Origin of the sequence: Nonomuraea sp. NPDC050310 (assembly GCF_040655795.1) — a bacterium.
In the GTDB taxonomy this organism is placed as follows: Bacteria; Actinomycetota; Actinomycetes; order Streptosporangiales; family Streptosporangiaceae; genus Nonomuraea.
The window spans coordinates 1,225,857-1,247,002 of sequence record NZ_JBFAKP010000001.1 but is presented as its reverse complement, the minus strand read 5'-3'; the positions used below and the strand labels follow the sequence as shown (position 1 = coordinate 1,247,002).

The window sequence follows — 21,146 nt, the reverse complement described above, 5'->3', positions numbered from 1 at the left end:
GCCCCTGAGCACGGACCACCGAGCCACGCGGTTGGCAGAGCCCTGCTCAAGCCAGCAGCCACAATCCGCCGCAGCTCAGCCCCAGCCTGGTCACTCAGCCGCAGCAAGCTGCCCGCAGGCCCCGTCGATCTCCCGCCCCCGAGTGTCCCGGACCGTCACCGGAACCCCGTGGAACTCCAGCCGCCGCACGAACGCCCGCTCGTCCTCCGGCCGGGAAGCCGTCCACTTCGACCCAGGAGTCGGGTTGAGCGGGATGAGGTTGACATGCACCAGCTTGTTCTTGATCAACTTCCCAAGCAGGTCAGCCCGCCACTCCTGATCATTGATGTCCTTGATCAGCGCATACTCGATCGAAACCCGCCGCTTGGTCTTGGCGGCATACGCCCAGGCCGCGTCCAGCACCTCGGCGACCTTCCACCGAGTGTTGATCGGCACGAGCGTGTCCCGCAGCTCGTCGTCCGGCGCATGCAGCGAGAGCGCCAGCGTCACCGGCAGCCCCTCGTCCGCCAGCTTGCCGATGGCCGGGACGAGGCCGACGGTAGAGACGGTGATGTTACGCGCGGACATGCCGAGCCCCTCGGGAGCCGGGTCCACCATCCGCCGGACCGCCCCGATGACCGCCTTGTAGTTGGCCAGCGGCTCGCCCATGCCCATGAAGACGACGTTGCTCACCCGCCCCGGCCCACCGGGCACCTCACCGGAAGCCAGCGCCCGCCCACCGGCCACGACCTGCTCGACGATCTCGGCGGTCGACATGTTCCGGGTCAGCCCGGCCTGGCCGGTCGCGCAGAACGGGCAGTTCATGCCACACCCGGCCTGGGACGACACGCACATGGTGGCGCGGTCGGGATACCGCATGAGCACCGACTCGACCAGCGCCCCGTCGAAGAGCCGCCACAAGGTCTTGCGCGTGGTGCCCGCGTCGGTCGCCATCTCCCGCACGGAGGTGAGCAGCTTCGGGAAGAGCACGCCCAGCTTCTCCCGCGCCGCGGCAGGCAGGTCGGTCATCGCCGAGACGTCGGTGGTGAGGTGCGTGAAGTAGTGCCGCGAGAGCTGGTCGGCGCGGAAGGGCTTCTCGCCGAGCTCGGCGACGGCGGCCTTGCGCTCGGTCAGGGTGAGGTCGGCCAGGTGCCGGGCGGGCTTGGCCCGGCGCGGCGCGGCGAACTGCAGCAGCGGCCGCTCCTTGGGCTGGTCCGCCTTCGCCTGCGTCGTCATCGTCGCGCCCTTCCTGCTGTTCGTCCGCGTCTGTGTTACCGGGTCGGTCGGCTTTACCGGGTTCGTCCGGGTTGCTGAGTTCGTCCGGGTTGCTGGGGGATCGTCCTGGGTGGTGCCGGGCCCGACGAGGTCAGGTCCGCTGTTCTGGCTCACGCGAGTCTCCAGGACGATCTAAAGTATCGAGATGTATGGCGATTTTCCGGTCGGCCTTCGGTTCCGGAGATCCGGAACGCGGAGACACAGGCGAGGGGCACACCACCGAGGTCGTCCTCACAACCGGCAATCCGTATGGAAGCCGCACGCTGCTGGTCGAGCGTGACGAGGAGTCCTCGGTAGCTTACCTGTGCTCACCCGACGGCACCGTCCATGGCGCCGTCTGGCTGGCCAACCACCGGGCCGCCCCGGTCGTCGTCGACCTGAGCCGCGTCAACGCCGGACTGCCGCCGCTGATGCCCCGCGCGAACACCCGCCACCCCGGCGGGCGGCGCCCGCTCGGCGAGCTGACCCCCCTCTGGTTCGAGGAGGGCGACGGCGTCGCCCTGTATGAGAACGAGGATCTTCTCGCCGTCATTCCGGGCTGGGCGGACATGAGCCGCGGAATGCCCGGTTACGCGCGTGACGCGATCGACGAGACGCCCTTCGCGTGGGCGCTGTCGGAGGCGCTCGAAGGGCTGGCCCCGCGCCTGGCCAAGGCGCGCTCCTACTGGCAGTGGCGGCACGCCGGGGGGAGCTGGGCCTCGTTCCAGCAGTTCGTCATGGGGCATCTCGACCGGGCGCTCGGTCCACCCGGCCGCTACTGGGACGCCAGCGGCGAGCGCCTGCCCACCGTCGGCATCAGCGAACGCCCGCCGCACGGCGACCGCGACGTGACCGTGCTGTCCACGGTGGGGATGAGCTGCCAGCGCATGCCGACCGTCGAGCAGTGGATCGACCAGCCCGACGCCTACGCCCGCATCGAGCTCGCCGTCGCCACCCGTGACGACCCGCGCGAGGCCGCGCTGCTGCTGGTCTGGCTCGCGCAGTACCCATGGCACTCGGTCACCTGGCTGGGGCACGGTCACACCGCCAAGTGGTATCACGAGCCTGCGACATTCCCGTTCGGCCCGGAGTACTCCGGCGTCGTGCTCAACGCCGAGCCCGCCGACCTGCCCGACATGTCCGGCTTCACCTTCGGCGGCGAAGCGGTCCGCTGGCTCTGGCTCGAGCCCTGGCGCTGACCGGGACGAGGCCAGAAGGCAAAGAGGCTAGAAGAACAAGCTGAGCAGCAGGTACACCGGAATCAACGTCGCCACCAGCGAGTCGAGCCGGTCCATCAACCCGCCGTGCCCCGGCAGGATCGACCCCATGTCCTTGATCCCGAGATCCCGCTTGATCATCGACTCGATCAGGTCCCCGATCGTGGCCAGCGCCGCCGCGAGCGCCCCGATCAGCGCGCCCTGCCAGATCTCCCCGTCCAGCAGCCAGACGACGAGCCAGGCTCCGACCCCCACGCAGGCGAGCACGGACCCGGCGAACCCCTCCCAGGTCTTCTTTGGGCTGATGATCGACATCTTGTGCTTGCCGAACAGCACCCCGAAGGCATAACCCCCGATGTCGCTCGCCACGGTCACCGCGATGAACAGCAGCACCCGCAGGTGGCCGTCCTCCGGCCGCAGCAACAACGCCGCGAACCCGGCCAGCAGCGGCGGATACACCAGCGCGAAGACGGAAGCCGTACCGTCCCGGACATAACCCTCGGAGCCGCCGGCGAACATCCGCCAGATCAGCATCACGAAGACGGAGACCACGAAAGTGCCCAGCAACCACGCCGGGCCACCCCAGTAAGCGCCCGCGATCATCGCGACCAGCCCGCCGAGGACCGGCACGACCGGGACCTTGATCCCCCGCGTGCCGAACGCCTGCACGAGCTCGACCGCGCCGACGCCTACCGCGCCGACGAGCACCGCGAGGAAGATCTCCTTGACGGTGAAGAGCGAGATGATGACGAGCGCGCCGAGCCCCACGCCCACCGCGATGGCGGCAGGCAGGTTTCTTCCGGTACGGCTGCCGCCGCTCGGGCTGGTGCCAGCCGTACGTTCTTCCACAAACACTCCCAGGCCACTTCTTCGGCCCAACGATACGTCGTTACGGCGCCCGGCCACGTGCGGGGTCAGAGGCCGTATCCCTGGAGGCCCCCGGCCACGTACGGCGACTGGGCCTTGCCGTGCCTGCCGTACCGGCTGGGTGGCGGGAACCACGGGCGGGCAGGTCGTGAGACCTGCCCGCCCGCACGAACCGGGCCCCCTATGGCACAGGGCCGGCCGACGAGCGGCCGGCCCCGTGCAGGGCGGCGAGGGCGCGAGGCCCTCCTCCGAAGCCGGTGATCACACCTCGAGCAGTTCGGCTTCCTTGTGCTTGAGCAGCTCGTCGATCTTGGCGACGTGCTTGTGGGTGAGGTCGTCGAGCTCCTTCTCGGCGCGACGCACCTCGTCCTCGCCGGCCTCGCCGTCCTTGACCATCTTGTCCAGCGTCTCCTTGGCGGAGCGCCGGATGTTGCGGACGGAGACGCGGCCGTGCTCGGCCTTGTTCCGGGCGACCTTGATGTACTCCTTGCGCCGCTCCTCCGAAAGCTCGGGGAACGCCACGCGGATCACCTGGCCGTCGTTGCCGGGGTTGACGCCGAGGTCGGAATCACGGATCGCCTTCTCGATCGCGGCCATCGAACCCTTGTCGTAGGGCTGGATGATGACCATGCGGGCCTCGGGAACGTGGAACGAGGCCAGCTGCTGGATCGGGGTGGGCGTGCCGTAGTACTCGGCGTTGATCTTGTTGAACATCGACGGGGTGACCCGGCCCGTGCGGATGCCCGCGAAGTCGTCCTTCGCGACCGCGACGGCCTTGTCCATCTTTTCCTCGGCTTCGAGGAGAGTTTCGTCGATCACAGCGGCTCCTGTCTCTTGGTCGCGTGCCGGACACCTCGCGGCGGCCGGCCCGCTCCCCTACTTCCCTGCCGGACTGACCAGCGTGCCGATCTTCTCACCGCGCACGGCGCGCAGGATGTTGCCCTCACCCATCAGGTCGAAGACCACGATGGGCAGGTCGTTCTCCCTGCACAGGGAGATCGCGGTCTGGTCCATGACGGCGAGGTCGCGCACGAGCACCTCGGCATAGTCGAGGTGGTCGAACCTGACCGCGTCGGGGTTCTTGCGCGGGTCGGAGTCGTAGACCCCGTCCACCTGCGTGCCCTTGAGCAGCGCCTCCGCACCGATCTCCAGGGCGCGCTGCGCGGCGCAGGTGTCGGTGGAGAAGTACGGCGAGCCGAGCCCGGCGCCGAAGATGACGACGCGGCCCTTCTCAAGGTGCCGGATCGCGCGGCGCGGCAGGAACGGCTCGGCGACCTGCTGCATCGTGATCGCGGTCTGGACCCGGGTGTCGATGCCCCGCTTCTCCAGGAAGTCCTGGAGCGCCAGGCAGTTGATCACCGTGCCCAGCATGCCCATGTAGTCGGCGCGAGCACGGTCCAGGCCCTGCTTGGAAAGCTGGGCGCCACGGAACATGTTCCCGCCGCCGACCACGACGGCGACCTGCACGCCCTCCTGCACGGCGTCCGCGATGGAGTCGGCGAGCTGGCCGACCACGTGGGCGTCGATGCCAAGCGGCTCACCGCCGGCGAAGGCCTCGCCGGACAGCTTCAACATGACCCGCTTCCACGTCAGTGGATGCGGGGAAGCCGCCGACGAAGCTGGCTCCTGGTTCTCCGGCACGACGGCGGCCTCCTCGATTGTTGGTGTCTAGAACAGAGACTAAGCCTGACCGACCTTGAAGCGAACGAAGGCGAGCACCTCGACGCCGTTCTCTTCCGCGTACTTGGCGATCGACTTCTTGTTGTCCTTGACGAACGCCTGCTGGAGCAGGGTGAAGTCCTTGTACCAGCCGTTGACGCGACCCTCGACGATCTTGGCGATCGCGGCCTCGGGCTTGCCCTCCTCGCGGGTCATCTCCTCGAAGAGCGCGCGCTCCTTCTCGATGACGTCGGCGGGAACGGCCTCGGCGTTGAGGAACTTCGGCGCCATCGCGGCAGCGTGCTGCGCGATGTCCTTGGCGACGTCGGCGTTCGGCTTGTCGAGCTGCACGAGCACGCCGACCGCCGGCGGGAGCTGCGGGTCGGTCTTGTGCATGTAGGCGCCGATGTAGCCGCCCTCGAGCACCGCGAAGCGGCGGATCTCGATCTTCTCGCCCAGCGCGGCGTTCGCCTCGTCCAGGTGCTCCTTGACGGTCTTGCCGTTGTAGGAGGACTCCAGCAGCGACGCGACGTCGGCCGGCTTGCTCTCCAGGACGTGCGCGACGACCTCGGCCGCCAGCTCCTGGAACCGCTCGCCCTTGGCGACGAAGTCGGTCTCGCAGTTGAGCTCGAGCAGCGCCGCGGCGGCGTCGCCGTCCTGCTTGAGCGCGACCAGGCCGTTGGAGGCGGTGCGGGCCTCGCGCTTGCCGACGTCCTTGGCGCCCTTGAGGCGCAGGAGCTCGACAGCGCGGTCGAAGTCGCCCTCGGACTCCTCCAGCGCCTTCTTGCAGTCCATCATGCCGGCGGCGGTCAGCTCACGGAGCCGCTTGACGTCGGCCATGTTCACGGAAGCCATGTGCTTTTCCTCGTGGGATGTCGTCGTGGATCGGGAGGACGTCCTGGGACGCCCGCCCTTGAAGCCTCAGTGCCGGTACGGCTCTCGCCACCCGGCGTGGGCCCTCGTGGGACCCTGCGTTTGCTGCGACCGGCCTGCCTGGTGCGGCTGCCTCGTGCTGCTGCGGCTCCGGTGCCCAGGTTCCCCTCGGCGCCGACTCCGTAACACGTGCTGCCCGACCCGGCATTCCTCTCGATCAGGTACGGCCTGCCGTACCCGGTGACCGGCTCATCGCGGACGGCTGGCCACTACCCGCTGGCGACCGGCATATCGCTGATCGTCGGTCCCGCGGCTACCCGCGGACGACCGGCTACCCGCGCCCATCGGCCGTTCCGGACGGCGTGTCCCTCCGGCACCCTGACAACCAGGCCGCCGGCCACCGCCTACTCGGGCGGAGTCACCGCCGATCAGGCCGGCTGCCTGCCCCGATCACCGCGCCGTCCGGCCCGGGAAAGATCCCGGACCGGACCGGACAGAACCAGGATCGGACCAGACGGCCGACCGGTCACGTCGTTCGCGAGTCAGACCGTGGTCTGGTCGTCGGCGCCGGCCTCAGCCTCGGCCGGAGCGGCCTCGGTCTCGGCGGTGACCTCAGCGGTGTCCTCGGCCACGGCCTCAGCCGCGACGTCGGTGTCCTCGACCGCGCTCTCGGCGGCGGGCTGCTCGGTGCCGGGCTGCTCAGTGCCGCCCTGCTCGATGAGCTCGCGCTCCCACTCGGCCAGCGGCTCGGCGGCGGCCGGCTTCTCGTCACCGCGGGCGGCGCCGGAGCGGGCCATCAGACCGGCGGCCACACCGTCGGCGACCACGCGGGTCAGCAGGCCGACGGCGCGGATGGCGTCGTCGTTACCCGGGATCGGGTAGTCGACCTCGTCGGGGTCGCAGTTGGTGTCGAGGATCGCGACGACCGGGATGCCCAGCTTGCGGGCCTCGCTGATCGCGATGTGCTCCTTCTTCGTGTCCACGACCCACACCGCGCTGGGCACGCGGCCCATGTCACGGATACCGCCGAGGGTGCGCTCCAGCTTCTCCTTCTCGCGGCGGCGCATGAGGAGCTCCTTCTTGGTGAGCCCCGAGCCGGCGACGTTGTCGAAGTCGAGCTCCTCGAGCTCCTTCAGACGCTGCAGGCGCTTGTGCACGGTGGAGAAGTTGGTGAGCATGCCGCCCAGCCAGCGCTGGTTCACGTACGGCATGCCGACGCGGGTGGCCTGCTCGGCGATGGCCTCCTGGGCCTGCTTCTTGGTGCCGATGAACAGGATCGTGCCGCCGTGGGCGACGGTCTCCTTGACGAAGTCGAAGGCGCGGTCGATGAACGACAGCGACTTCTGCAGGTCGATGATGTAGATGCCGTTGCGCTCGGTGAAGATGAAGCGCTTCATCTTCGGGTTCCAGCGGCGGGTCTGGTGACCGAAGTGAACGCCGCTCTCGAGCAGCTGTCGCATGGTTACGACGGGGGCCATGTGCTGGTCCTCCAGGTCGGCGCGCATGGTGCGCGGTTCTCGGTTGTCACGCGGGGGCTTTTGACGGCTCCCGCCCCTGATGCCCCTGAACCGCTCCAGCCTGGCTCTCACCAGGACCGAAGGACCGGTTCGCTGCGGGGCATGCGAAGTTGGCCCGTAGTTACAGGCCATCGGAAAGTGTACCTCCTGACCGCGCGCACTCGACCCGCGTCACCCACACCCCCACCCCCCAACCACCCCAAACCCCCGCGCCAGCCACCCGGGGCAGCCCCCTGGACCCAGCCACCCCGCGCCCAGCCGCCCGCGCCGGCCATCTGGGCCCGTCAGTCCGTCGGCCCGTCAGCGGCTCCGTGGTCCTCGGTGGGCAAACCAGGCGTCCGCATCTCCGGCCGCAGGAAGATCCGTACCTGCGACTGCACGATCCGAGCCCCCTCCGGCACCCCCTCCTGCCGCCGCACATTGGCCCCGTACGGCTGAAGCAGCTCGTTCATCCGCTCTCCCAGCACGCGCATCTCCTCAGCCGTGACCAGCAGCGTCGCATGCGTCATCGTCGCCGCGTCCCGCCACTCCGCCGGCAACCGATCCGCCTGCTCGATCGCCCGCCGCGCCATCTCGTCGGCGTCCCGCCAGATCGCGTCGACCAGAAACTCCTTGGCCGCCCGGACCTCCATCGGCTCGTCCGGCTCATACCCGACCGAGAACCCGCCCTCGACGTTCTGCCACACCCGCTCCCGCCCGTCGGCCCGCCCGGGCGCGTCCTCGACGAACCCGTACTTCGCCAGCATCCGCAGGTGATAGCTGGCCGCACTCGGCGTCACCCCGGTCACCTCGGCCAGCTCGGTGGCCGTGGCGCTCCCCACCGCCGACAGCCGATTGATCATCGCCAGCCTGGCCGGATGCGCCAGCGCCCGCATGGCCTTGGGATCGCTCAGGACAGGTCGGCTCTCGCTCATGCGTGAAGACTACCAATCTGAAGGGTTGCTTTCACAGTTGTGAAGGATTACCTTCATAGTCGTGAAGCAAACCCTTCACGACTCCGCAAACCCCTACCCCGCCTCACCCCAGACCCGCACCACATCCCAACACGGGGCCCACCCACAGAGAACCTGCGCCGCCCCTGACACGGGAGACCCGTCCCCAGAGGACCTGCCCCCCTGAGACCGGGAGACCCGCCCCCAGAGGACCCGCTCTCCCGGCCAAGACCCCCACCCCAGATCCCCGCCCGCTCCAGAGGACCCGCCCAGTGTCCGACCAGAGGACCCGCCCGATGCACGACCAGAGGACCCGCCCGATGTCCAACACCCGCCCCCACCCCCACACCACGGAGCCCGAGATGTTCCACCACACCCCCCTCCGCAAGCAGCGCGACTACCGCCTCCTCTGGCTGGCCCGAACCACCTCCATCACCGGCTCCGAGGTCTCCAAGCTCGCCATCCCCCTCACCGCGGTGCTCCTCCTCTCCGCCTCCCCCGCCCAGATGGGCCTGCTGACCTCCGCCGCCTTCCTCCCCGCCCTGCTCCTCGGCCTGCACTCCGGCGCCATCGCCGACCGCCTGCGCCGTCACCGCCCGGTGATGATCGCTTGCGAACTGGTCGCCGCCGTCGCCGCCTTCTCCGTCCCCGTCGCCTGGCTGCTCGGCCACCTCTCGGTCACCTGGCTGATCGTCGTCGCCCTCGTCATCGGCTCGGCCGCCACCGTCTTCAAGGCCGCGAACTTCCCCCACCTCGCCGCCGTCGTCCCCGCCGAGCAGCGCACCGAGGCCCTCGCCGGCTTCCACGCCTCCTACTCCCTCGCCTCGGTGGCCGGCCCCAGCCTCGCCGGCCTCCTGGTCCAGGCGCTGACGGCGCCCATCGCGGTCTTCGTCGAGGGCTGCTCGTTCCTCGTCTCCGCCCTGCTCCTGCGCTCCATCCGCACCCCCGAGACCCACGAGCCCGCCGTCTCCCGCGGCCTCACCCGTGACGTCCTTGAGGGCCTTCGCCTCACCGTCATGCACCCCACGCTCCGCGCCCTCCTCGGCGCCGGCACCACGATCAACCTCTTCGCCATGGCGTACATCGCGGTCTACATGCTCTACATGGTCAACGTCCTGGACATCCCGCAGGCCCTCATCGGCTTCCTCATCGCCGTCGGCGGCGTCGGTGGCCTCCTCGGCGCCTGGGCCACCACCCGCCTGGTCAAGCGCTTCGGCGAGAACCGCGTCCTGCTCGGCTCGATCCTCTTCTTCCCGCTCGACATCGTCGCCGTCGCCGCCCTCGACGGCCCGCTCTGGTGGAAGTTCTCCGCCCTGCTCGTCACCGGCGCCATCACCGGGGCCATCGTCGTCGCCTTCTCCACCTGCCTGGGCGCCGTCCTCCTCCGTGAGGCCCCCGAGGCCGCCCGTGGCCGCGTCAACTCCACCATCTCCTTCGCCACCCAGGGCGTCATGGCCATTGGCGGCGTCGCCGGCGGCCTCCTCGCCGAGCTCATCGGCCTCCGCCCCGTCATCTGGGTCTGCGCCGCCGGCATCGCCCTGAGCATCATCTGGATCTGGGCCTCCCCCCTCCGCCGCCCCTGACCCTTCTGCCCACCGCCTCCAGCCACCTACCCCGCCGCCCCACCCCGCTCAGGCCAGCCCCACCACGCCCAGGCCACCCCCACCTTGGCCAGGCCAGCCCCATCTCGGTGAGCGAGCCTCACCTCGCCCAGGCCAGCCCACCTCGGTCGCGCCAGCCCCCCTCGGTCGCGCCAGGCCCCCCTCGGTCGGACGAGCCTCACCACAGTCAGGCGAGCTTCACCTCAGCCGGGCGAGCTTCACCTCAGCCGGGGCACCCCGCCATCAGTCCCGCTCGACGCCCACACCACCCACCGCCACCCAACGCCACCGTCACGCCTGCCACCGCCGCCCCCCTCGACACCACGCCACCCACCGCCGCCGCCAGCACTGCCCAATGCCCCACGCCACCGCCAGCCCTACCCGACCCCGACACGCACCCCACCGCCAGCCCTGTCCGACACCCACCCCACCGCCGCGCACCGGCAGCGCCCAGGCCGACCTCCCTCCTCCTTCCCCAACTCACACCTCGCCCGAAGCCCGCCATCCTGGACCCGCTCGAACCCGGAGAACCCGCCTCCGCCCTCACCACCACTCAGGCGGATGCTCCCCACGAGCCGGCGGCGGCGTCTCCCACCCCGGCCTCCGCCCTCCGATCCGCCCCGGCGCCAGCACATACGTCAGCCGACCAAACGAACTGTCCATCTCCCCCAGCAACCCCTCCACGTCGAACCGCCCGCCACCCTCACCCCGGCGACCACCCTCACCCCCGCGGTCACCCTCGCCGTGCGCGTCACCAAGCTCAACCAGCCACTGCGCCACCCGAGCCAAAGCCACCTCAACCCGCCAAGACCCCCCTTCCTCAGCCCGCCGCAACAGAGCCGCCATAGCACCGAAGGCCGCCAAATACCCCGTCGCATGATCAAGCGCCTGCGCGGGCAACGGCCGAGGCGGCGAGCCACCCGCAATCCCCGTCACCATCTGCACAAGGCTGTCGAACCCCCGCCACCCACCCCAAGGCCCATGCCTGCCGTACGCCGATATGTCCACACAAACCACCCCAGGCCTGATCCGCGCCAGCTCCTCGAACCCGAACCCAAGCCACTCCAACCCACCCGGCCGATACCCCCGCACGACAATGTCCGCCGAGCTCACAAGCCTCCGGAACGCCTCAGCCCCCTCCCCCGTCCGCAGATCCAACTCCGTCGACCGCTTCCCAAACGCCGTACTGACCACCAGCCCAGGCACCTCAGGCAAATGCGCCGCCCCCACCCTCAACACCTTCGCCCCATAAGCGGCCAACGTCCGGGAAGCCACCGGCCCAGCAATGACCCGCGTGAGATCGAGAACCCGCACCCCCTCCAACGGCCGCCCACCCCCACACCCCGCGCGCCACCCACCCGAGCTCAAGCCACTGAAGGCCGTGCCACTGAAGGCCGAGCCCGTGGAGGCCGAGCCCGTGGAGGCCGAGCCACCCGAAGCCGAGCCACCCGAAGCCGAGCCACCCGAAGCCGAGCCACCCGAAGCCGAGCCACCCGAAGCCGAGCCACCCGAAGCCGAGCCATCCGACGCCGACGCGCGCGAGACCGATCCGCGCGAAGCCGACCGGGGTGAAGCCGAGCCACCGGAAGCCGTCCCACCAGCCGCCGCCACCCGCTCCAAGCCCACCAACGGCATGGCCGCCACCGCCACCGCCTGCGGATGCGCCGCCCACTCAGCCCTGCTCCGCTGAGCCGCCGCACACCCACCCGCCGCCGTGACCGCCTCCTCAACCTCGATCGCCGTACGGCTCCCGCAAGCCACCTCAACCTCGGCCCGCTCCACACCGCCCATAAGGCCAAGGGCCTCCACCACCGCCTCCCGGTGATGATCGAAGTTGGAGTGCAGCCGCACCCACCCATCAACAGTCCGATAGTCGCCCGACAAAGGCGCCCACAACTCAGGCGCAACCCCGTCGATCAGGAAATACCGCTCATCCAGGAACGCCGCCAGCGCCTCCCGCACATCGACTTCCGCACTCTCCCTTGCGATAGCCGCCGCAGCCCCCGTCGCCACCCCGACCGACACGGCAGCCAGCACCTCCACCGGCAACGCCGAGGCCAGCCGCGCCCCATCGTCCGTGATCCGTACGGTCGGCAGCCGTACCCCCACCTCAGCCGCCAGCGCCTCGACCAGCCTCTCCACCGGCCCTCCCTTCACCGTCGGCCGAGCAGCATCATGCCACTTCCCGAAAACTTGTTCGTACCGCTATCCACAGGCGCCCCCCAGCCCAGCCCCTCATCCGCCGGAGCCCTCTCCCCCGACTCAGTCCATGCCCATCGATCACCAGGACCACAACCAACCCGTTTCCAGCACCACCTCGGTTGACCGGCCCGCAGGACCGCCTCCAACAGCCCCCCACCCACAGGACCGCCTGCAGCAACTCCCCGTCCACAGGACCGACCGCGCCCCGCTATTCGTCCACAGAACCCCGCTCGGCCGCCCGCGCTCCCCGTCGCTTCAGCATGCTCTCCCCATGCCCAGCCCCGCCCGTCACCCCCAACGGCCCTCCCAGCGCCAACACCCCCTCCCGTCTGGACCGACCCTCCACCCCGGAAGCACCTTTCCGTCCAACCCGCCTCTCCGGCCCGGAAGCACCTCCACGCCCGACCGCCCCCATCACCCGCTACGGACCAACCAGCGAGATCGCCAGTACGAGCCCACCCCTTTCCAGCATCGAACACTCCTGGTTCCGCTGATCCTGATCGCCACCTTCCTCCTGGCCATCTGGTTCGGCATGTCCCAAAGCAGCTCACCAGCCCTCAGGTCCGGCTCAACCCCCGCACGACCCTCGCCGCAGCCTTTCCACACGCCGCATCTCCTGGCCGATGACCCCTCACGCTCGCCCCAGCAAGCGCCCCAACTCGACCCACACGGACGCACGGGGAAACCACCCTCTTCACCGCCGCAGGGGTCACTTCCGACGCCGTTCCAGCCACTCCTTGTCGAACCACCCCTAGCTGAACCACCCACCCGCTCCATGGGACAACCGCCACCCGTGCCAGCCATGCCTCTGAGCCACGCGCCTGACTCTCAAGCACTCCAGCCGCCCCATCAGCCCTCCGCGCCCATGTCCCCAGGCGCCCGCCCGTCAGCACAGACGCCGCCCCATCAACCGCAGCCGCCAGCCAACCGGATGTCCCGTGATTCCAGCCCGCCAACCATCCAGCAGCGGCTCCATTCCCGTACACCCACTCATCCCCCAGCCCTCGCGACTCGCCCAGGAGCCAGCCCAGCGGCAACCCGCCGTGCACCTCCTGCAGTGCAGGCGCTGGGCCCTCACCCGGCTGCCATACAAGCCCTTAGCGCTCGCTCGCTTGCCGTACAGACCCCAGGCCCTCACGCCCTCGGCTCTCACGCCCTCGGCTCTCACGCCCTCGGCTCTCACGCGCTTGGCCCTCACGCACTTGGCCCTCACGCACTTGGTGCTCGCGTCCTTGACCTTCACGCACTCGCTGCTCGCGCACCTGCTCGCGCCCCTGCCATTCAGGCACCCGCAGTCCAGTCGTCCGCCGTACAAACCCTTGCCCTTCGCACGCCAGCCGCCCAAGCTCCCGCCCCTCGGGCGCCAGCCTGGGGATGGCCTCTGACCGGCAATCCTCGGATCCTGCGCCCGTTCAACCCACCGCCCGTGCCGTGGCTGTCCGGCCACCGAGGCGTAGACCTGGCCGCCCCTCAAGGCACCCCCGTGTACGCCGCCGGCCCTGGCACAGTGGCTTACGCCGCACCCTTGGCAGGCCGAGGCGTCGTGAGCATCGTCCACACCAACGGCATGCGGACGACCTACCTACCGGTCAGAGCCTCGGTACGGCGAGGCGACGTTGTGGCCACCGGCACTCAGGTGGGTGTGATTGAGGGCTTGGTCAGCCACTGCCGCGAGTCCTGCCTGCACTGGGGCCTCATCCAGGATCACCGCTACCTGGATCCACTCCTTCTCGTGGGCCGCGGACAGGTAAGACTGCTCCCGTTCTGGGTCTTTCCTTCCGGATCGACCGGTTGACGATGTCGATCTCATCTGGTGAAATCCCCCGCAGCGTCGCGGTGTACCCGGCAAGTGGACGTCGTGGACATGGAGGCGCGGTAACCCGGGACGGCAATGACTTCGCCCAACCGCAGGAACTCACACCACAGCACGACTTCTACGGGGTCAATCAGCCCATCCGCCCAGCCCCCTGGGGCGGAACCTCAGCTCTCCACTGCAGCGCCAGCAACCAGCCCCGCCGATGCGCGGGCGAGCGCGCCACCCCCTCAGAACAGCGACGTACAGCCAGGGCTCAGCGCCTCGTCCTCTTCGCAAGCCGCCGATCTTTCTGCGAAACAGCACGCTGACCACTCCCAGCCCGCCGGGAGACGCCTGGCGGCCTTTGGCACCGAACTGATCGAAGTACACCAGTGGCTCCGGGACGAACTGGCTCGGCTACGCGAGGAAGTCGATGCCTACCTCGAACGGAATGGCGCTCGGCCTCGCGACCTCCGTTCCCACTGCTTGGCCTTCTGCTCGGCCTTGGAGCGCCACCACACCGGCGAGGACGCTGCTGTCTTCCCGTTGCTCGCGCGACAGTTCCCTGAGTTGCGCGAGGTGCTGGAGGAGCTTGGTCGCGATCACCATGTTGTGTCTGGACTGCTCAGGCAGTTGCAGGCCGTGGTCGATGACCTCGACCGCGACCCTCAGTCGGCCGACCCCCGACGCGTCCGTGCCGAGCTTGACGGGTTGGCGGCGTTGGTCGAGTCGCACTTCACGTACGAGGAGCGCCGGATCGTCTCGGCTCTGAACGAGCTGGTCGCGCCGGACTGGCATGAGTCGACGCCCGACTTCTTGCAGACCTCGACGTAGCCGCTCCGCAGGCGGGTGGTCGTGCCAGCTGGGGAGGGCCTGCCCAAGTGGGGCAGTAGGCCGGTCAGGAGGTTGGCCGGGCAAGGAGCCGCCCGGGCCTGTGAAGCGCGTGCGTTGCTTGCTCGTTCGACTCGGGAAGGTTGGCCGGGCAAGGAGCCGCCCGGGCCTGTGAAGCGCGTGTGCGTTGCTTGCTGGTTCGACCATCTTGGGTTGCTCGGCCGCCGTCGCGCTCTAGGTGGCACCTCCGGCGTGTGTGGCTTGGCCGCCCGTCCGCTCCATCGCCCTGACCGCGGATCCGCAGCTCGTGTTTGCCCACGAACCGGCGCGCTCTGCTTGGCTACGAGAGCAGCCTCTGCCTGTGCTCAAACTCATCCCCACCCCACAGGGGTCCCACAGCGGCCGCGACTGATTGCTCGGAGGCGGGCCACCCGAGGCAGACCACCGGAGCCGGACCAGCCTGAGGTGGGCCGGGCCCGAGACGCACCTGCCGGAACCGGCACTGGCGGAAACGGGGCTGCCGGAGACAGGTAACCGAAGCGGGTAACCGGAAGCTGGTCAGCCGGGAGTCCGTCGTCCGGGGGCCACGATGAGGGATGGTTGTCAGGCTCGGGGGTGGGCTTGGCGGTAGGCCGTGCGGAGGCGGTCGATGGAGACGTGGGTGTAGATCTGCGTGGTGTTGAGTGAGGCGTGGCCGAGCAACTCCTGGACGCTGCGGAGGTCGGCGCCGCCTTCGAGGAGGTGGGTGGCGGCGCTGTGGCGGAGGCCGTGGGGGCTGAGATCGGGGGCGCCGTCGACCTGTTGGAGGCGGGCATGGACGATACGGCGGACGGTGCCTGCGTCGATACGGGCGCCTCGGGTGCCGAGGAAGAGGGCGGGGCCGGACTTGGGCTTGATCCAGAGAGGGCGGCCGTAGACGCACCAGCGGTCTATGGCGTGCATCGCGGGGGCGCCGAAGGGGACAGAACGCTCCTTGCGGCCCTTGCCCAGGACCCGGATGACGCGGCGGTCGCGGTCTACGTCGTCGACGTCGAGCTGGCACAGCTCGCTCACTCGGATGCCGGTGGCGTAGAGGAGTTCCAGGATGGCTTGGTCTCGAAGGGCCTTGGGGGTGGTGTCGTCTGTCGGGGGTTCCAGGGCGGCTCGGGCTTGGGATTGGTCCAGGACTGCGGGGAGTGACTTGGGAGCCTTGGCGGTGCCGAGGAGGAGACCGGGGTCGTCGTTCAGCCAGCCTCGGCGGTGGCAGAAGGCGGTGAAGGTTCGGGCGCAGGCGGTTCTGCGGGCCAGGGTTGCGCGGGACAGGCCGGTGGCGTGTTGGGTGGCCAGCCATTCCCGGAGGAGGGTGATGGTGAGGTGGTCCAGGTCTCGTTCCCCTAGGTGGGTGAGGAGGGTGGCCAGGTCGGAGAGGTAGGCGCGGACGGTGTGCGGGGACAGGTCTCGTTCGAAGCGGAGGTGTCGCTCGAACTCGGACACCGCTGCGGACTTGGGGTGCTGTCTGTCGGGTGTGGGCGGCTGCTGAGGGCGGGCTGCGGGGGTGCTCCGTTCATCCGCCGGGAGGCTCTGGGTGGGGGTGTCGGCTGCCCTGCCGTTTGGGTGGGCGGCATGTACGGACCGGGCGGGGTCCGGTTCGGGCAGACGGGGTGGTGGATTGGTGGGCACCCTTCTACTTTGCCCGCTGGGGGCGTGTTGGGATCGCATCGCGGCTGTGGGGATGGATCGGTGTGCCGCGTGTTTTGGGAGAAGGGCCGTGGGCGGGTGGCGGCGGGCAGGCTGAGGGCCGCCAGCGGTGCGCCCGTAGAACTACGGGCAGGTGACACAGCGGGCGGCTGGCGCGTGGCGGGATGGCGGGATGAGACGGCTGGCTGAGGAGTCGGGGTGAGGTGTCGAGCTTGGGCCGGCCGCTGGAAGTGACGGGGTGGGAAGTGGGCCGGGGTGCGGCGGGGCTGGCCAGCAGGTTGAAGGTGAGGGGCGGCAGGGAAGCGAGCATCCCGGGTGGCCAGCGTCACGGGTGGCCACCGTCACGGGTGGCCGGGGCTACGGGTGGCCGGGGTTACGGGTGGCCGGGGTTACGGGTGGCCGGGGTTACGGGTGGCCGGGGTTACGGGTGGCAAGAAGCGGGGTTACGGGATGGCTGGGTTATGGGGTGGCTGGGGTTACGGGGTGGCGGAGGTTAGTGGGTGGTGGGGGTGCGGGTGGGGCGGAGGCGCCAGCCCTTGGGGGTGCGGTCGATGTAGCCCGCGGCGGCCAAGCCGCCCAGGCAGCTGAGGGCGGTGGGAAGGTCGACGCCGGCCGAGACGGCGATGGTGGCCGGGCCGGCGGCGGTACGGGAGGGGACGGCGTCCAGCACACGACGGGTCTGGTCGTTGAGGGCGTCGAGAGGGAGGACAGGCCCCCGAGAGGGCGGGGCCAGGTCGGTGCCGAGGTCGCCGACAAGGTCGATGACCTCCTGGGCGGAGGTGACACAGACGGCACTGGCCTCACGCAGCAGGCGGTGGCAACCGGCGGAGACCTCCGAGGTGATGGGGCCGGGGACGGCGGCAAGGGGGCGGCCAAGGGCGGTGGTGTGGCCGGCGGTGTTGAGGGCGCCGCTACGAAGGGCGGCCTCGACGACGACGGTGCCCCGGGCCAGGGCGGCGATGACCCGGTTACGGATGAGGAAGCGAGCACGGGTGGGGTGGACGCCGGGTGGGCACTCGCTGACCAGCACGCCTTGACGGCGGATGGCGGCGAAGAGGTCGGTATGCCCGCTCGGGTAGGCGACGTCCACCCCACAGGCCAGGACGGCGACGGTGGGTGAGTCGGCGGTGAGCGCACCCCGGTGGGCCGCGCCGTCGATGCCGTAGGCCCCGCCGGAGACGACGGTCCAGCCGCCGTCGCCGAGTTCGGCGGAAAGGTCGGCGGCCACGTGCACGCCATAGGCGGTGGAGGCCCGGGCACCGACGACGGCCACGGAGCGAAGGCAGGCGAAGCGGAGGTCGGCACTGCCGGAGACCCACAGCCCCAACGGAACGCCATGGCCGAGGGCCTCCAACTGGGTGGGCCACTCGGGGGTGCCGGGGGTGACGAGGCGGGCGCCGAACTGCTCGCCCGCCCGCAGGTCGGCGGCGGGGTCACTGGCGGACAGGCGGGCGTGCCAGGTGGTCAGGCGGCGGAGGAGCTTGGCCCTGGCCAGGTCGGGGTGATCGGCGGCGGCGATGACGCGGGCGATGAACGGCTCCGGCAGGGTGCCCGAGCGGATGAGGGCGACGGCCTCGTCGGGGCCGTGGTGCCGGATCAGTTGGCCCATCACGGCGTCACCCACCTCGGCGGTGCGCATGAGGGTGGCCCGGGTCAGCAGGTCGTGGTTCATGGAGAGGTCCTTGAGGGGGGTCTAGCCGCCGACGCCGAGCCACAGCGCCAGGGCGCCGGTGGTCTCGTCCTCGCCGGGACGGTCCTTGTCGGCCAGGTCGGCGAGGGTCCAGGCGACGCGGACGATGCGGTCAAGGCCACGGGCGCTGAGGGAACCGGTGTCGAGACCCGCACTGACCGGCTTCATCGCCGCCTCCGAAGGCCAGAAGCGGGCGTGCAGCTCCGCGGAGGACACCTCGGCGTTGGTCCGCCACGGGGTGCCGTCGAGCCGCTTGGCGGTGCGTTCGCGGGCGGCGAGCACCCGGGCCGCGACGACGGCGCTGCTCTCGACGAAGCGGCGGTCGGCCATGAGCTCCCGCTTGTTGGCCTGCGAGACGGTGACCTTGACGTCGATACGGTCGAGCAGCGGCCCGGACAGCCGGCCGATGTAGCGGCGGCGGACGGTGGGCGAGCAGGCGCACGCCTGACCGGGCCCGGCCGGCTGCGAGCAGGGACACGGGTTGGCGGCGAGGATCAGGGTGAACCGGGCGGGAAAGGTGAGGGTGCCCACCGCGCGGGCGACCGTGACGCTCCCGGACTCCAGCGGCTGGCGGAGGGAGTCGAGCACCTGGCGCGGGAACTCGGGAGCCTCGTCGAGGAAGAGCGTCCCCCGGTGCGCCAGAGAGACGGCGCCGGGGCGGAGCACGGTGCTGCCGCCGCCGACCATGGCCGCGGCGGTCGCGGTGTGGTGGGGGCTGACGAAGGGCGGCCGCACGACGAGGGGGCTGCTGGTGGGCAGCACTCCGGCGACCGACTGGATGGCCGTGACCTCCAGGGCGTGCTCGAGCGGGAGATCGGGCAGCAGCGTCGGCAGGCGCTCGGCCAGGAGGGTCTTGCCGGTGCCGGGCGGGCCGAGCATCCAGAGGTTGTGGCCGCCGGCCGCGCACACCTCCAGGGCGCGGCGGCCGATGGGCTGGCCGACGACGTCCGACAGGTCGACCGAGGGCTTCTCGGTGGTGGGGAGGGCCGCTTCGCCCGGCGAGAGGTCGAGCTGGGGCGGGGCCTCGCCGGTGCGGAGCCATTCGACGAGCTGGCGCAGGTCTTTGACCGGGATCACCTGGACGTCGGGCACCAGGGCGGCCTCGCGGGCGTTGGCGGCGGGCACGGCCACGGTCGCCCGCCCGGTCTTGGCCGCGCCCAGGACGGCGGGCAGGATGCCGCGCACCGGGCGGAGGCGGCCGTCGAGACCCAGCTCGCCAAGGAAGAACGGCTCGGCGATGCGGTCGGCCGGGACGACCCCCGCTGCCCCCAGGATGGCGATGGCGATGGCCAGGTCGAACTGGCTGCCGCGTTTGGGCAGGCTGGCCGGGAAGAGGCTGACCGTGATGCGCGCGTCGGGCCACGGGTAGTGGCTGTTGACCATCGCGGACCTGACGCGCTCGCGAGCCTCGCTGAGCGCGGTGTCGGGCAGGCCGATCAGGTGGATGCCGGCCAGGCCGTTGCCGACGTCGGCCTCGATCTCGACGATGCGGCCGCTGACCCCGACCAGGGCGACGCTGCGGGTGCGGGAGACGGCCATCTAGCTCACCCCGCGCACGTGGCGGAGGGCGAAGTCGCCGGCGAACCGCTCCAGGGCGATGACGTCGATCCGGACCGCGTCGAAGCGCGCGTCCTGCGTGCTGAGCCAGCGGGCGGCCAACGTGCGCAGCCTGGCCAGCTTCGCCTGCCGTACCGACTCCAGAGCGGTGCCGTGGGAGCGGCCCGAGCGGGTCTTAACCTCGACGACGACCAGGTTGCGCCCGTCACGGGCCAGGACGTCGATCTCGCCCAGGGCGCAACGCCAGTTGCGCTCCAGGATGGTCATGCCTCCGGAGCGCAGGTAGTCGACGGCGACCTGCTCGCCGTGTTTTCCGAGTTCGTCTTTCGCGGCCATGGGGACCACCTCCGGCCCCTGACTCTGGCCGAGCCGGGACCGGGACGCCGTCCCCCGAACCGCGTTCTGTGGACGGGGAGTCAGCCTGTGGACAACCGCGGGCTAGCTGGAGAACCCCTCCTTGGGCATCTCCAGGTCACTCTTGGCGAGCTCCTCCACGTTCACGTCCTTGAACGTCACCACGCGGACGTTCTTCACGAACCGCGCGGGGCGGTACATGTCCCACACCCACGCGTCCTGCATGCGCACGTCGAAGAAGACGTCGCCGTTCTCCGCCGTGCGTACCTCGAGGTCCACCGAGTTGGTGAGATAGAAGCGCCGCTCCGTCTCCACCACATAGGTGAACAGGCCGACGACATCTCGGTACTCGCGGTAGAGCTGCAGCTCCATCTCGGTCTCGTACTTCTCGAGATCCTCTGCGCTCATCCCGTCCCTCCTGTCGCGCCCGTCATGCGGCTCCCACATCTCCATTCTCGCGCACTTCCCTACCGACCGTGACGAACGAGAAGCGATGATGCGCGCACGGCCCGTGCTCCTTCAACGCCAGCCGGTGCCGAAGCGTGACATATCCCTTGTGCTCCGCGAAGCCGTACGCGGGAAAACTCCCGTCAAGCTCGGTCATGATCCGGTCACGGGTCACCTTCGCCACGATCGACGCCGCCGCGACACACGCGGCGACCTGGTCACCCTTCCACACCGCAAGGGACGGCGCCGGCAGGCCCGGGACCGGGAACCCGTCGGTGAGGATGTACTCGGGAACCAGCGACAACCGCGCGACGGCCCGGCGCATTCCCTCGACGTTGCAGCGGTGCAGCCCGCGCGCGTCGATCACCTCGGGCGGGATGACGACGGTCTCGACGTAGGCGGACTTCGTGATCACCCCGTACAACCGCTCCCGTACGGCAGGCGTCAGCAGCTTGGAGTCGCCCAGCCCGGGGATCTCGCGCCGCAGGACCACCGCGGACACCACCAGAGGGCCCGCGCAGGCGCCACGGCCCGCCTCGTCGACCCCGGCGACGGGAGTGAGCCCGCGCCGCGCGAGCGCTCGCTCGTAGGCGTAGAGCCCGGAGTCGCGGCGCACGACGCTAGGCCGGGGACGAAACGAATGTGTCATGACAGTGGCAGCGTACGCCCCATACGCCGCAACCCGCGACCGATT

General features: G+C 70.2%; 18 protein-coding genes. 4 read left to right on the top strand and 14 right to left on the bottom strand.

Translation table 11 applies throughout. From position 1 onward, the window contains the following. Window positions 1–90: 90 nt before the first annotated feature. Entirely contained in the window at window positions 91–1,215 is a 1,125-nt protein-coding gene (gene rlmN / locus AB0I67_RS05865) for a 23S rRNA (adenine(2503)-C(2))-methyltransferase RlmN (RefSeq protein WP_357918176.1), read from the bottom strand. A 188-nt stretch (window positions 1,216–1,403) separates the two neighbouring features. Here rlmN and AB0I67_RS05860 point away from each other — a divergent pair, with 188 nt between their 5' ends. Beyond that, window positions 1,404–2,432, top strand: a complete 1,029-nt coding sequence (locus AB0I67_RS05860; protein ID WP_357918173.1) for a suppressor of fused domain protein — start codon at window positions 1,404–1,406, stop codon at window positions 2,430–2,432. A 27-nt stretch (window positions 2,433–2,459) separates the two neighbouring features. Here AB0I67_RS05860 and AB0I67_RS05855 read toward each other — a convergent pair whose 3' ends face one another. From AB0I67_RS05855 to AB0I67_RS05830, 6 genes are all read right to left on the bottom strand, one after another. After that, a complete protein-coding gene (locus AB0I67_RS05855) occupies window positions 2,460–3,299 on the bottom strand; it encodes a phosphatidate cytidylyltransferase (protein WP_357918170.1) in 840 nt (279 codons plus the stop codon). A gap of 279 nt (window positions 3,300–3,578) precedes the next feature. Beyond that, entirely contained in the window at window positions 3,579–4,136 is a 558-nt protein-coding gene (gene frr / locus AB0I67_RS05850; protein WP_357918167.1) for a ribosome recycling factor, read from the bottom strand. Between the two features lie 57 nt (window positions 4,137–4,193). Continuing rightward, window positions 4,194–4,892, bottom strand: a complete 699-nt coding sequence (gene pyrH / locus AB0I67_RS05845) for a UMP kinase (RefSeq protein ID WP_357918165.1) — start codon at window positions 4,890–4,892, stop codon at window positions 4,194–4,196. A gap of 105 nt (window positions 4,893–4,997) precedes the next feature. Further along, a complete protein-coding gene (tsf, locus tag AB0I67_RS05840; RefSeq protein WP_357918162.1) occupies window positions 4,998–5,831 on the bottom strand; it encodes a translation elongation factor Ts in 834 nt (277 codons plus the stop codon). 560 nt (window positions 5,832–6,391) lie between these two features. After that, a complete protein-coding gene (rpsB, locus tag AB0I67_RS05835) occupies window positions 6,392–7,327 on the bottom strand; it encodes a 30S ribosomal protein S2 (protein ID WP_357918159.1) in 936 nt (311 codons plus the stop codon). Window positions 7,328–7,650: 323 nt separating this feature from the next. Continuing rightward, window positions 7,651–8,280 (bottom strand): metalloregulator ArsR/SmtB family transcription factor, encoded by a 630-nt coding sequence (locus tag AB0I67_RS05830; protein ID WP_357918156.1) that lies wholly within the window; start codon window positions 8,278–8,280, stop codon window positions 7,651–7,653. A 314-nt stretch (window positions 8,281–8,594) separates the two neighbouring features. On the opposite strand from AB0I67_RS05830, the gene AB0I67_RS05825 reads away from it, so the two are divergent. Next, a complete protein-coding gene (locus tag AB0I67_RS05825) occupies window positions 8,595–9,881 on the top strand; it encodes an MFS transporter (protein ID WP_357918153.1) in 1,287 nt (428 codons plus the stop codon). A 561-nt stretch (window positions 9,882–10,442) separates the two neighbouring features. Here AB0I67_RS05825 and AB0I67_RS05820 read toward each other — a convergent pair. Then, a complete protein-coding gene (locus AB0I67_RS05820; RefSeq protein ID WP_357918150.1) occupies window positions 10,443–12,041 on the bottom strand; it encodes a CoA transferase in 1,599 nt (532 codons plus the stop codon). A 127-nt stretch (window positions 12,042–12,168) separates the two neighbouring features. On the opposite strand from AB0I67_RS05820, the gene AB0I67_RS05815 reads away from it, so the two are divergent. Further along, complete coding sequence (locus AB0I67_RS05815; RefSeq protein WP_357918401.1) at window positions 12,169–13,896, top strand: peptidoglycan DD-metalloendopeptidase family protein; 1,728 nt, start codon at window positions 12,169–12,171, stop codon at window positions 13,894–13,896. A gap of 96 nt (window positions 13,897–13,992) precedes the next feature. Then, window positions 13,993–14,730 (top strand): hemerythrin domain-containing protein, encoded by a 738-nt coding sequence (locus tag AB0I67_RS05810; protein WP_357918147.1) that lies wholly within the window; start codon window positions 13,993–13,995, stop codon window positions 14,728–14,730. 600 nt (window positions 14,731–15,330) lie between these two features. Here the strand turns inward: AB0I67_RS05810 and AB0I67_RS05805 are convergent. The 6 genes from AB0I67_RS05805 to AB0I67_RS05780 all read right to left on the bottom strand — a co-directional run bounded on the left by AB0I67_RS05805 (window position 15,331) and on the right by AB0I67_RS05780 (window position 21,101). Then, window positions 15,331–16,200, bottom strand: a complete 870-nt coding sequence (locus tag AB0I67_RS05805; RefSeq protein ID WP_357918144.1) for a tyrosine recombinase XerC — start codon at window positions 16,198–16,200, stop codon at window positions 15,331–15,333. A gap of 697 nt (window positions 16,201–16,897) precedes the next feature. Further along, the gene (gene dprA, locus AB0I67_RS05800; protein ID WP_357918141.1) at window positions 16,898–18,076 is read right to left on the bottom strand and encodes a DNA-processing protein DprA; all 1,179 of its coding nucleotides are present in this window, start codon (window positions 18,074–18,076) and stop codon (window positions 16,898–16,900) included. Between the two features lie 21 nt (window positions 18,077–18,097). Further along, on the bottom strand, window positions 18,098–19,633 hold the full coding sequence (locus AB0I67_RS05795) for a YifB family Mg chelatase-like AAA ATPase (RefSeq protein WP_357918139.1): 1,536 nt from the start codon (window positions 19,631–19,633) through the stop codon (window positions 18,098–18,100). Then, window positions 19,634–19,987, bottom strand: a complete 354-nt coding sequence (locus AB0I67_RS05790) for a YraN family protein (RefSeq protein ID WP_357918136.1) — start codon at window positions 19,985–19,987, stop codon at window positions 19,634–19,636. 102 nt (window positions 19,988–20,089) lie between these two features. Then, complete coding sequence (locus tag AB0I67_RS05785) at window positions 20,090–20,413, bottom strand: DUF2469 domain-containing protein (protein ID WP_357918134.1); 324 nt, start codon at window positions 20,411–20,413, stop codon at window positions 20,090–20,092. 22 nt (window positions 20,414–20,435) lie between these two features. Next, window positions 20,436–21,101, bottom strand: a complete 666-nt coding sequence (locus AB0I67_RS05780; protein ID WP_357918131.1) for a ribonuclease HII — start codon at window positions 21,099–21,101, stop codon at window positions 20,436–20,438. Between the last annotated feature and the right edge of the window lie 45 nt (window positions 21,102–21,146).

Excerpts from the sequence above, each read along its gene's own strand:
- AB0I67_RS05825 (WP_357918153.1), top strand. The coding sequence starts at position 8,595 with ATGCACGACCAGAGGACCCGCCCGATGTCCAACACCCGCCCCCACCCC.
- tsf (WP_357918162.1), bottom strand. The coding sequence starts at position 5,831 with ATGGCTTCCGTGAACATGGCCGACGTCAAGCGGCTCCGTGAGCTGACC.
- rpsB (WP_357918159.1), bottom strand. The coding sequence starts at position 7,327 with ATGGCCCCCGTCGTAACCATGCGACAGCTGCTCGAGAGCGGCGTTCAC.
- pyrH (WP_357918165.1), bottom strand. The coding sequence starts at position 4,892 with ATGTTGAAGCTGTCCGGCGAGGCCTTCGCCGGCGGTGAGCCGCTTGGC.
- AB0I67_RS05780 (WP_357918131.1), bottom strand. The coding sequence starts at position 21,101 with ATGACACATTCGTTTCGTCCCCGGCCTAGCGTCGTGCGCCGCGACTCC.
- AB0I67_RS05815 (WP_357918401.1), top strand. The coding sequence starts at position 12,169 with ATGCCCATCGATCACCAGGACCACAACCAACCCGTTTCCAGCACCACC.
- AB0I67_RS05785 (WP_357918134.1), bottom strand. The coding sequence starts at position 20,413 with ATGAGCGCAGAGGATCTCGAGAAGTACGAGACCGAGATGGAGCTGCAG.
- AB0I67_RS05795 (WP_357918139.1), bottom strand. The coding sequence starts at position 19,633 with ATGGCCGTCTCCCGCACCCGCAGCGTCGCCCTGGTCGGGGTCAGCGGC.
- AB0I67_RS05830 (WP_357918156.1), bottom strand. The coding sequence starts at position 8,280 with ATGAGCGAGAGCCGACCTGTCCTGAGCGATCCCAAGGCCATGCGGGCG.
- AB0I67_RS05810 (WP_357918147.1), top strand. The coding sequence starts at position 13,993 with ATGACTTCGCCCAACCGCAGGAACTCACACCACAGCACGACTTCTACG.
- AB0I67_RS05860 (WP_357918173.1), top strand. The coding sequence starts at position 1,404 with ATGGCGATTTTCCGGTCGGCCTTCGGTTCCGGAGATCCGGAACGCGGA.
- AB0I67_RS05790 (WP_357918136.1), bottom strand. The coding sequence starts at position 19,987 with ATGGCCGCGAAAGACGAACTCGGAAAACACGGCGAGCAGGTCGCCGTC.
- rlmN (WP_357918176.1), bottom strand. The coding sequence starts at position 1,215 with ATGACGACGCAGGCGAAGGCGGACCAGCCCAAGGAGCGGCCGCTGCTG.
- dprA (WP_357918141.1), bottom strand. The coding sequence starts at position 18,076 with ATGAACCACGACCTGCTGACCCGGGCCACCCTCATGCGCACCGCCGAG.